This is a genomic window from Sulfuricystis multivorans (assembly GCF_003966565.1).
GTDB lineage: Bacteria > Pseudomonadota > Gammaproteobacteria > Burkholderiales > Rhodocyclaceae > Sulfuricystis > Sulfuricystis multivorans.
This window is the reverse complement of the sequence record NZ_AP018718.1, coordinates 1,186,520-1,198,030: the sequence shown is the minus strand read 5'-3', so window position 1 is coordinate 1,198,030 and position 11,511 is coordinate 1,186,520. Positions and strand designations below refer to the sequence as shown.

The window sequence follows — 11,511 nt, the reverse complement described above, 5'->3', positions numbered from 1 at the left end:
CCCAAGGGGGCGTCAGTATAATTCCTGTCGATCCGACCCACCGTCTCAGCGCGTTTCGCTGCCCCCCGCATGCCGCAGACCTCTTCGCACCCTACCGACGCGCTCGCCCGCCACACGCCGATGATGCAGCAATACCTGCGTCTGAAGGCCGAGCATCCGGACGTGCTGCTGTTCTATCGGATGGGCGATTTCTACGAGCTGTTCTACGAAGACGCCGAGAAAGCCGCGCGGCTCTTGGACATCACGTTGACGAAACGCGGCCAGTCGGCCGGCAAACCGATCCCGATGGCCGGGGTGCCGCATCATGCGGTCGAGCAGTATCTGGCGCGGCTGGTCAAGCTCGGCGAAGCGGTGGCGATCTGCGAACAGATCGGCGATCCAGCGCTTGCCAAGGGCCCGTTCGAGCGCAAGATCGTGCGCATCGTCACTCCCGGCACGCTCACCGATGCCGCGCTGCTCGATGAGCGCAGCGATAGCCTCTTGCTCGCGATCCATGCGGAGAAGACGCGAGTGGGTCTGGCCTGGCTCAATCTCGCCAGTGGCGAGCTGCGCCTGCTCGAGACGGCCCTGGCGCGTCTTCCGGCGCAGCTTTGCCGTCTGAATGCCGCCGAGATTTTGCTTGGCGAGAGTGCCGCGCTCGAGATCGATCAAAAAGCGGCGCTGGTCAGACGGCCCGACTGGCATTTCGACGCCGCTGCGGCGACGCAACTGTTGACCGCGCAGTTCGGCACGCGCGATCTGGCCGCCTTCATCCCCGACGACGAAGAAGTCACCCTAGCGCTCGGCGCCGCCGGCGCGTTGTTGCGCTATGCGCAGGCGACACAATTGACGACGCTTTCCCACGTCACCGGCCTCATTTTGGAGCGCGAATCGCAGTGGTTGAGACTCGATGCCGCAACGCGCCGCAATCTCGAGCTCACCGAGACGCTGCGCGGCGAGGCGGCGCCAACGCTGCTCTCCCTGCTCGATACCTGCGTGACCGCGGCGGGCACGCGCTGGCTCAAACATTGCCTGCACCACCCGCTCGCCGAGCGCCGCCAGGCGGCGCGACGCCACGGCGCAGTGGCCGCCCTGCTGGAGGAAGATGCAATGCTCGACGCCCTCGTCGCCGCATTGAAGGGTAGCGCCGACGTCGAGCGTATCGGCAGCCGCATCGCGCTCAAATCCGCCCGCCCACGCGAGCTGGCCGCGCTGCGCGAGACGCTCCGGCGGCTGCCCGACCTCGCCACGCTGCTCGCCGGGCAATCCGGCCGGCTGGGCGAGCTGCGCGAGGAGCTGGCGATGCCGCCCGAATGCCTTGCCCGGCTCGAGGCCACGCTCGCCGCCGATCCGCCGGCACTACTCGCCAATGGCGGCGCGATCGCCGCGGGCTTTTCCGCCGAACTCGACGAGCTGCGCGCGATCCAATCGAACTGCGGGCAATTCCTGCTCGAACTCGAAGCGCGCGAGCGCGAGCGCACGCAGATCCCGAGCCTCAAGGTCGAATACAACAAGGTGCATGGCTTCTACATCGAGGTCACCCACGCCCATGCCGACAAGGTGCCGGACGACTACCGCCGGCGCCAGACACTGAAGAACGCCGAGCGCTACATCACGCCCGAATTGAAAGCCTTCGAGGACAAGGCGCTTTCCGCCAACGAGCGCGCGCTGGCGCTGGAAAAGCGCCTTTATGACGAATTGCTCGACGCGCTTGCCGCGCATATCGCCGACCTGCAGCGGATCGCTCGTGCCTTGGCCGAACTCGACGGTCTGATGGCCTTCGCCACCGCGGCACGGCGTTACGACTACTGCCGGCCTGAATTCGTCGATTACCCTTGCCTCGAGATTCGCGCCGGCCGTCATCCGGTCGTCGAACGGCAGGTGGAGAGCTTCATCAGTAACGATCTCGATCTGAATCCGAACCGCCGCATGCTGCTCATCACCGGCCCGAACATGGGCGGCAAATCGACCTATATGCGCCAGATCGCGCTGATCGTGCTGTTGGCGCACTGCGGCAGCTTCGTGCCGGCCGCCGCCTGCCGCCTGGGGCCGATCGACGCGATTCATACCCGCATCGGCGCCGCCGACGATCTGGCCTCGGGCCGCTCGACCTTCATGGTCGAGATGAGCGAGGCCGCCGCGATCCTGCATGGTGCGACGGAACGCTCGCTGGTGCTGATGGACGAGGTCGGCCGCGGCACCTCGACTTTCGACGGACTGGCGCTCGCGTTCGCGATCGCCCGCCATCTGCTGGAAAAAATCCGCTGCTGGACGCTGTTCGCGACGCATTATTTCGAGCTCACCCGCCTGGCCGAAGCGCATGCCGGCTGCGCCAACGTGCATCTGGATGCGGTCGAGCATGGCAAATCGGTGGTCTTTCTGCATGCGGTCGAGCCCGGCCCGGCTTCGCAGTCCTATGGCATCCAGGTCGCGGCATTGGCCGGCGTGCCCCCGGCGGTGCTGCGCGAAGCCCAGCGGCAGCTCATCGAGCTGGAAAACCGCGCAGCCGCCGCGTCGGCACAACCCGACCTGTTCGGTTCGCAACATGCCGTCTTGCCAGCGCCGACTTTCACAACACCCGCCCCCCATCCGGTCGTCGAAGCCTTGCAGGCCATCGATCCGGACGAGCTCACGCCACGCGAGGCGCTGGAGCGGCTCTACGCACTCAAGCGGACGATCGCAGAGGCGTCACGGTGAACTTCCTGCCCGACTGGCCGCCCACTTACACTTCCCAAATCGCTTTCGGCATCTTGCTGCTCGCCGGCGCGCTGGGAGGCTATCTTGCCCACAGGATTTCCTGGTTGCCGTCGATCACCGGCTTCATGGCAATCGGCTTCTTGATCGGACCTTCTGGCATCGATCTGCTGACGCAAAGCGCCCTCGAGCAGGCGCGCCCCCTGATCGGCGTAGCGCTGGCGCTGATCCTCTATCGCCTCGGCCTTTCGCTCGATCTGCGCGCCATGTTGCGCGATCGACGTCTGCTATTGGTGGCGGTGGCCGAGAGCGTTGCGACTTTTCTGGCTTGTTACGGGTGTCTCGTCTGGATGGGGTTGTCCGCTTTCCTCGCTGCCCTTGCGGCATCGATCGCGATCTCTTCCTCGCCCGCGGTGCTGATCCACGTCGCGCACGAACTGGCAGCGGCCGGCCCGACCACCGAGCGCGCCAAGGAAATGGTCGCGATCAACAATCTCTTCGCCTTCCTGGTGTTTTCTGCCGTACTCCCCTTTGCCCATCTCGCCACGGACGCCGATTTGGGCACTGCGCTGTTGCAGCCGATCTACCAGCTGGCAGGTTCGGCGCTGGTCGCATTCGCTTCCGCATGGCTTTTGGTTCAGATCGCTCGACACACGCGCAGCGCGCCGCAATACCGCTTCGCGCTCGTCGTCGGCGCGTTGATGCTCGGCGTCGGCATTGCTGACAGCCTGCTCCTGTCGCCGCTGTTCGTGCCGCTGGCAATGGGGGTCGCAGTGCGGAGCCTGGAAGCCGAAAGCGAGACGCTTTCCGACATCGAATTCGGCGAGACCTTCGAGCTTTTCTTCATCGTGCTGTTCGTTTTCGCCGGCAGCAAGATCAAGCCCGCGCTTTTTTCCCAAATCGGCCTGCTGGCCCTCGCCTTCATCGGTGCGCGCTTTCTCGCCAAATGGCTGATCGTGCACGGCTTTCTATGGCGTCACGGCATCGGCCACCGCAGTGCGGCTGCGACCGCCTTGCTGCTGATGCCGATGGCCGGCCTGGCGATCGGTCTGGTCCAGACGGCCGAGCAGCTGTTCGGTGCCCAAGTCGAGACTCTGTATGCGTTGATCCTCGTCGCGGTGGCCCTCTTGGAAACCCTTGGCCCACCTTTGGCGGCATGGGCTTTCCGACTTTCCGGCGAGACAGCGAAAGTCGGCACTGGCCGACCGGCACCTTAGCAGGCCGTTGAAAAACGTCACGAGGATGGCCAGATGCAAGGCGCACGGAGCGCAGCGACCGAGACATATCAAAAAGATAGGCGAGGGAGCGAGCACCGCGCAACGCCGCAGATGGCCACCGCAGTAGTTTTTCAACAGCCTGTTAGGTTGCCGGTGCGTGTGTCTCATAGCGCCGGTGCGTGCTGGCGAGATACTCGTGCGAGCGCATCTCGATCAGGCGTGAGACGGTGCGCTTGAATTCCTCCGCTTGCGGCCCGGCGACATAGAGCTCCTCGGCCGGCACTTCGGCGGCGATCACCAATTTCACATGATGATCGTAGAACACATCGACGAGCCAGGTGAAACGGCGCGCCTCATTCCCCATCTCCGAGCCCATCCGCGGCACGCCGGAGAGGAATACCGTGTGGAAATTGTGCGCGAGCTCCAGATAGTCGTTCTGCGAGCGCGGCCCACCGCACAGTGTCGCGAAATCGAACCAGACGACGCCCGGTGCGCGCTGCACGACAGGCAGCATTCGCCCCAGCACCGCGAGTGGCCGGTCATGCCCTACGCCGTGGGCGATTTGCGAGAAGGTGTGCATCATCAGGGCTGCGGCATCGCCATCACCAGGCAAGAGATACACCGGCGCCGCTTCGAGCGCACGCAGGCGATAGTCGATGCCCGCATCAACTCGGATCACGTCGAGCTTGTCGTTGAGCAAAGCGATGGTCGGCAGCAGCCGCTCGCGGTGCAGGCCGTTCGGATACAGGCCATCGGGCGGATAGTTCGAGGTGATGCAAAACACCACGCCGGCGTCGAACAGCTTTTCCATCAGCCGGCCGAGGATCATCGCATCGGCGATATCGGAGACGTGGAATTCGTCGAAACACATCAAGCGCGTCTCTTTCGCCACCTCGCCGGCTGCCTTGGCCAGCGGATCGGCTTCGTCCTTCAATGCCTGGAGCCGCTCGTGGAGCTCGCGCATGAAGGCGTGGAAATGCACGCGCCGCTTGCGCCGATAAGGCACGGCGGCGTAGAAACAGTCCATCAGGAAGCTCTTGCCGCGCCCGACGCCGCCCCAGAACCAGACGCCTTTTGGCAAGGCGGGATGCACGAGCAGCTTGCGCAGGCGGGTGCGCCGCGCCGCCTTGAAGGCGACCAGATCGTCGTAGAACTTTTGCAGGCGGAGGGCAGCGGCCTGCTGGGCTTCGTCGGCGACGATGCCGCGCTCGGCGAGCGCGGCCTCGAACGCACGAATCATGGCGTCTTCCGGCACATTGAGGATGCGATGGACGGTCAAGGCTAAGGAAACACTGAATCAGTCTGCTACGCGACCGGATGGCTGTGTTGCGCGGTGCTCGGATGCTCGCCTATCACCTTGATATGTCTCGCATCCTGCGCTCCGTGCGCCTTGCCCTCCGGCCGCTCGCGACGACTTCTTCAGCGTTCCCTAAGCGTGGATGATCAGCGCAGCACGGCCGAGCTCGACGAAACGCGCCGAAACGAACGCTGCCTCGATCGTATCGATGTGCCTGCGCCACAGTGTGGCGCGGTAGCTGCGCATCGACGAGAAATTTCATGCCGCCTCGGCCAAAGGCTCCAGGCGCTTGACGTGAGTGAGGCGGGCAGCGAACGCAAGCGCTGCGAGGATGTCTTCTCGTTCGAGATCGGGATAATCGGCGAGGATCTCATCGATCGTCATCCCCGCGGCCAGCCATTCGAGGATGCTCTCGACGGGATAACGCAGGCCGCGGATGCAGGGCTTGCCATGGCAAATCGCCGCATCGATAGTGATCCTTTCATTCATCACAAACTCCCGGGCTGACGGCAAGCGCCATTGTAGTGCTACCAGACATCAAAAATGCAGCGCGCGCTTATCCACCGCCAGTGCCGCCTCGTGCATCACTTCGGAGAGCGTCGGGTGGGCATGGCAGATGCGCGCGATGTCTTCGGCGACGGCACCGAATTCCATCGCCACGACGGCCTCGCTGATCAGCTCCGAGGCATTGCTGCCGATCACATGCACGCCGAGGATGCGGTCGGTCTTGGCGCAGGCGAGCATCTTGACGAAGCCGGCGGTATCGCCTTGGCCGAGTGCGCGACCGTTGGCGAGAAAGGGAATCTGGCCGACACGGTACTCGACGCCTTCATTCTTCAACTGCGTCTCGGTCTTGCCGACCCAGGCGATTTCCGGATGTGTGTAGATGACCCAGGGAATCGCCTCGTAATTGACATGCCCGGCCTGGCCGGCGATGCACTCGGCGACCATCACGCCCTCTTCCATGCCCTTGTGCGCGAGCATTGGCCCACGCACTACATCGCCCACTGCCCAGACGTTGTCGAGATTGGTGTGGCAATGCTCATCGACCTCGATGCGCCCCTGCGCATCGAGCTCGAGACCGACGGTCTCGCATCCCAATCCGGCCGTGTTCGGCACGCGACCGACCGAGACGATCAGCTTGTCGCATTCGAGCCGCTGCGCCCCCTCACCGTTTTCGTATTCGATGGCGATGCCCTTTGCGCCCTGCTTCACCTCTCCGATCTTCACTCCCAGATGGATCTTCAGGGCCTGCTTGCTCGTGAAAATCTTCCAGGCTTCCTTGGCTACGGCCGGGTCGGCGGCAGCGAGGAAGTCGGGCATCGCTTCGAGGATCGTCACCTCTGATCCCAGCCGCTTCCAGACCGAACCGAGCTCGAGGCCGATCACCCCGGCGCCGATGACGCCGAGCCGTTTGGGCACCTCGGTGAAAGACAGCGCCCCGACGTTGTCGCAGATCGTCACGTTATCGACCGGAATACCTTCCAGCTGGCGGGGCGACGAGCCGGTGGCGACGATCACGTGTGTCGCGGCGACGATCTCGGTCGTGCCGTCCTGCGCGGTCACCGCGATCTGCCAGAGTTCGTCCTCGCGGCCGGCGAAGCTGCCGCGCCCGGCGAGCAGCGTCACCTTGTTCTTCTTGAACAAGCCGCGGATGCCCTGGGTGAGCTGGGTGACGATGTTGTCCTTGCGGCGCATCATCACGCCGACGTCGATCGCCAAATCGTTCATCTTGATGCCATGCATCACGAAGGCATGCTTTGCCTCGTCGAAAAGCTCGGAGGAGCGCAACAACGCCTTCGAGGGAATGCAGCCGACATTGAGGCAGGTGCCGCCCAGCCGCACCTCGCCTTTCGGATCGGCATAGCTTTCCATCTCGATGCAGGCGGTGGCAAAACCGAGCTGCGCGGCGCGGATCGCCGCGACGTAACCGCCGGGGCCACCACCGATGACGACGACGTCGAATTGTCGCTTGGTCATGTTCGCCTCCTCAGATGTCGAGCAGCATGCGTGCCGGATCCTCGAGCGCCTCCTTGATGGCGACGAGACCGAGCACCGCCTCGCGGCCGTCGATGATACGGTGGTCATATGAGAGCGCCAGATAGTTGATCGGCCGGATCACGATCTGGCCATTTTCGACCACCGGTCGCTCCTTGGTGGCATGGATGCCGAGGATCGCCGATTGCGGCGGGTTGATGATCGGCGTCGACAGCATCGAACCGAACACGCCGCCGTTGGAGATCGAGAAAGTGCCGCCGGTGAGCTCTTCGAGGGTGAGCTTGCCGTCCTTGGCCTTCTGCCCGAATTCGGCGATCTTCTTTTCGATCTGCGCCAGTGACATCTGATCTGCGTCGCGCAGGATCGGCACCACCAGCCCGCGAGGACTACCGACGGCGATGCCGATGTCGAAATAGCCGTGATAGACGATGTCGTTGCCATCGACCGAGGCATTGAGGATCGGGAACCTCTTCAGCGCCGCGACAGCCGCCTTGACGAAAAAGCTCATGAAGCCCAGGCGTACGCCATGCTCTTTCTCGAACTTCTCGGCGTATTTCTTCCGTAGCTCGATCACCGGCGCCATGTTCACCTCGTTGAACGTGGTGAGGATGGCGTTCTGCGCCTGTGATTGCAGCAGACGTTCGGCAATGCGCGCTCTCAAGCGCGACATCGGTACGCGCTGCTCGGGACGATCGCCGATGATCGCATCCAGGGCCACTGCAGGCGGTACCGGCAGGGCGCCTGCCGGGGCTGCCGCAGCGACCGGCGCCGCTGGCGCGGCCGGGGCAGAAGTTGGCGCTGGCGAAAAACTGGACGTCCCGCCGGGCGCCGACTCACCTCGAATAGTCGGCGCTGCCGGGACGGCACCTGCCGGCGCGCCGACGTTCAAGACGTCGGCCTTGGTGACGCGGCCGCCGGGCCCCGTGCCCTGCACTTGGCTAGCCTCCAGGCCTTTCTCGGCAAGTGCCTTACGGGCGGCCGGGCCGACGCCCGGTGCGGCTGCCGCCGGCGCGGTCGGCTGCGGCGCCGGCTTCGCTGCGGCAGGCTGTGCGGCTGCTGCCGCCACCGCCTTGGCTTCGGTATCGATGCGGGCGATCAGCTCGCCCGAGGTGACGGTTTCGCCATTGCCCTTGAGGACTTCGACCAGCACGCCCGATTCCGGCGCCGGGAGTTCGAGGACGACCTTGTCGGTTTCGATGTCGATGAGATTCTCGTCACGCATCACGACATCGCCGACATGTTTGTGCCAGCTCACCAGCGTCGCTTCGGCGACCGATTCCGACAGTTGCGGGACTTTGACTTCGATCAGCATGATCTCTCTCCGTAGCGGTTATTTGAGCGCGCCCAGCGCGGTTTCGACGATTTCCTTTTGCTGCCTGGCATGGACCGCAGCGCTGCCCACTGCGGGAGACGCCGAGGCCGGCCGCGCAACGACATGCAGCGACTGGCCTTTCTTGAGGAGCGGCAGCAGAGTGTGATGCTTCGCGTACCATGCGCCCTGGTTTTCCGGCTCTTCCTGGCACCAGACCACCTCCTTCAGACGCGGATATTTCGCCAGCTCTTCGGCGATACGGCGGTCGTCCATCGGATAGAGCTGCGGCGTGCGAATGATCGCGATATGGTCGAGCTTCTGTTCGCGCCGCGCGGCGCGCAGGTCGTAATACACCTTGCCGGCGCAGATCAGCACCCGCGTGACCTTCTTCGGATCGAGCGGGTCGACCTCGCCAAAGACCGTCTGGAACGTGCCTTCCGTCAGATCCTCGAGGTTGGAAGCAGCCTCCTTGCTGCGTAACAGCGACTTCGGCGTGAACACGATCAACGGCTTTCTTTGCTTTCTGAGCATCTGGCGCCGCAACAGGTGGAACATCTGCGCCGCGGAGGTGGGCATGCAAACTTCCCAGTTGAAATCGGCCGACAGCTGCAGGAAGCGTTCGATGCGTGCCGAGGAATGTTCCGGCCCCTGGCCTTCTAGGCCATGCGGCAGCAGCAGGACGAGGCCACACAGACGCCCCCACTTGGCCTCGCCCGAGGCGAGGAACTGGTCGATCACCACCTGGGCGCCGTTGGCGAAATCGCCGAACTGTGCCTCCCAGATCACCAGTTCGTTGGGCGTCGCCGTCGCATAGCCGTATTCGAAGGCCAGTACCGCCTCTTCGGAAAGCACGGAATCGAAGCACTGGAAGCGCGCCTGACCCTGCTGCAGGTTGGCGAGCGGCATCCAGACGCCTTCGTCCCATTTTTCACGCTTTTGGTCATGCAGCACGGCATGGCGATGGAAGAAGGTGCCACGGCCGACATCCTCGCCGGAGATGCGCACGCCATAACCGGCGCAGAGCAGCGTCGCATAGGCGAGGTTTTCCGCCATGCCCCAGTCGATCGGCAGCTTGCCCTCGATCATCAGCCGCCTATCCTCGATGACCTTCTGCACGCGCGGATGGAGGGTAAAACCTTCGGGCAGATCGGTCAGACGCCGGCCGAGACGCTGCAGTTCCGCGAGCGGCACCCGTGTATCGCACAGCTCGGTGTATTTCGCCCCGACGTAGGGCGTCCAGTCGATCGCCGACTGGCTCTTGAAATCGCTGATCGCCGGATTGTGCAGATGCTTGCCGGCATCGAGCGCGGCCCGGTAGTCTTTGATCATCTGCTCGTCTTCGCCCGCTGCGATGACCCCCTGAGCGATGAGTTTTTCGGCATAGAGTCTGCGGGTGCCGGGATGTGCCGCGATCTTGCGGTACATCAAGGGCTGCGTCACCATCGGCTCGTCGGCCTCGTTGTGGCCAAGTTTGCGGAAACAGATGATGTCGACGACGACATCCTTGCGGAAAGTGTTGCGGAATTCGACCGCCAGCGCGGTGACGAAAGCCACCGCCTCCGGATCGTCGCCATTGACGTGGAAGATCGGCGCTTCGACCATCTTGAAGATGTCGGTGCAGTAGAGCGAGGAACGCGCATCGCGCGGATCGGAAGTGGTGAAGCCGATCTGGTTGTTGACGACGATATGCACCGTGCCACCGGTGCCATAGCCGCGCGTCTGCGAGAAGTTGAGCATTTCCTGGTTGACACCCTGGCCGGCCACTGCCGCGTCGCCGTGGATCAGCACCGGCAGGACCTCCTGCTTGCCGTTTTCGCCGCGGCGCACCTGGCGCGCATAGACCGAGCCTTCGACGACCGGATTGACGATCTCGAGATGCGAGGGATTGAAAGCGAGCGTCAGATGCACCGGGCCACCGGGTGTGGCCACGTCGGACGAATAGCCCATGTGATATTTGACGTCACCGGCGATCAGCTCTGACTTCTTCTTGCCCTCGAACTCCTCGAACAACATCGCCGGCTGCTTGCCAAGCACGTTGACCAGCACGTTGAGACGTCCGCGGTGCGCCATGCCGATGACGATCTCCTTCGCGCCTTGGGCGCCGGCATGACGGATCAACTGCTGAAGAGCGACCATCAGCGATTCGCCACCCTCCAGCGAAAAGCGCTTCTGGCCGACATAACGGGTATGCAGATAGCGTTCCAGCGTTTCCGCCGCGGTGAGGATCTCCAGCAGTTGTCTGCGCTCCTCGCTGGAAAAGCGCGGCTGCGCGCGTGGCGGCTCGAAACGGGCCTGGATCCAGCGCTTTTGCTGCACGTCGGCGATGTACATGTACTCGGCGCCGATATGTCCACAATAGCGCTGCCGCAGCATGTCGAGGATCTCGCGCAGCGTGGCCTCTTCGACCCCCATGTCGAACGAACCGGTGCGAAATGCAGTCGCCAGATCGGCCTCGGTGAAGCCATAAAAGGAGGGCTCCAGCTCGGGAACCTCGGGGCGGGGATGCCGTTTCAGCGGATCGAGTTGCGCCCAGCGGTTGCCGAGGAAACGGTAGGCATTGATGATCTGCAGGACTTTCGTCTGCTTCTCCCCGATGCCGGCGCGGCGCGCAACGTTCAGGCAGCCTTCACGCGCGCGTTGCGCGAAGCCACTGATGATCGGCGCGTGAGGCACATCGGGACCCTGGTAGGCGCCCACGCCCGGCAGGTTCGCCAGCTTGTCGAAATAGTCGCGCCAGGCCGGATCGATGGCACTCGGGTTGTCGAGGTATTTCTCGTACAACTCCTCGACATACGGAGCATTCGCACCGAACAGATAGGAGTTGGACAACAATTCCTTGATCATGTCATCACCTCTTTTAGTGAAATACACTCAAGCTCTGCCTGACGGCTGCGTGACGCGATCGGCAGCCAAACTTCGCAGCGCAAGCCGCTGCTGACAGTCTCCCCGCCCGCGAGGGGGGCTTAAGGGTGGGCGGGTGTTCATTTTTTCGCATGGGGTTTTCATGCCTTCGC

Annotated in this window: 7 protein-coding genes; 2 read left to right on the top strand and 5 right to left on the bottom strand. The window is 63.7% G+C overall.

Annotated features, from left to right (window positions below):
- Window positions 1-69 precede the first annotated feature (69 nt).
- Both mutS and EL335_RS06025 read left to right on the top strand, forming a co-directional pair.
- On the top strand, window positions 70-2,676 hold the full coding sequence (gene mutS, locus EL335_RS06030; protein ID WP_284155470.1) for a DNA mismatch repair protein MutS: 2,607 nt from the start codon (window positions 70-72) through the stop codon (window positions 2,674-2,676).
- Complete coding sequence (locus tag EL335_RS06025; RefSeq protein WP_126445068.1) at window positions 2,673-3,890, top strand: cation:proton antiporter; 1,218 nt, start codon at window positions 2,673-2,675, stop codon at window positions 3,888-3,890. Before mutS ends, EL335_RS06025 begins: the two co-directional genes overlap by 4 nt.
- A gap of 142 nt (window positions 3,891-4,032) precedes the next feature.
- On the opposite strand, the gene zapE is transcribed toward EL335_RS06025, so the two are convergent.
- The 5 genes from zapE to EL335_RS06000 form a co-directional block, all read right to left on the bottom strand.
- On the bottom strand, window positions 4,033-5,130 hold the full coding sequence (gene zapE, locus EL335_RS06020; RefSeq protein ID WP_126445066.1) for a cell division protein ZapE: 1,098 nt from the start codon (window positions 5,128-5,130) through the stop codon (window positions 4,033-4,035).
- Between the two features lie 315 nt (window positions 5,131-5,445).
- On the bottom strand, window positions 5,446-5,676 hold the full coding sequence (locus EL335_RS06015; protein WP_126445064.1) for a DUF433 domain-containing protein: 231 nt from the start codon (window positions 5,674-5,676) through the stop codon (window positions 5,446-5,448).
- A gap of 48 nt (window positions 5,677-5,724) precedes the next feature.
- Complete coding sequence (gene lpdA, locus EL335_RS06010; protein WP_126445062.1) at window positions 5,725-7,167, bottom strand: dihydrolipoyl dehydrogenase; 1,443 nt, start codon at window positions 7,165-7,167, stop codon at window positions 5,725-5,727.
- 10 nt (window positions 7,168-7,177) lie between these two features.
- Complete coding sequence (gene odhB, locus EL335_RS06005) at window positions 7,178-8,497, bottom strand: 2-oxoglutarate dehydrogenase complex dihydrolipoyllysine-residue succinyltransferase (protein ID WP_126445060.1); 1,320 nt, start codon at window positions 8,495-8,497, stop codon at window positions 7,178-7,180.
- A gap of 18 nt (window positions 8,498-8,515) precedes the next feature.
- Entirely contained in the window at window positions 8,516-11,341 is a 2,826-nt protein-coding gene (locus tag EL335_RS06000) for a 2-oxoglutarate dehydrogenase E1 component (RefSeq protein ID WP_126445058.1), read from the bottom strand.
- Between the last annotated feature and the right edge of the window lie 170 nt (window positions 11,342-11,511).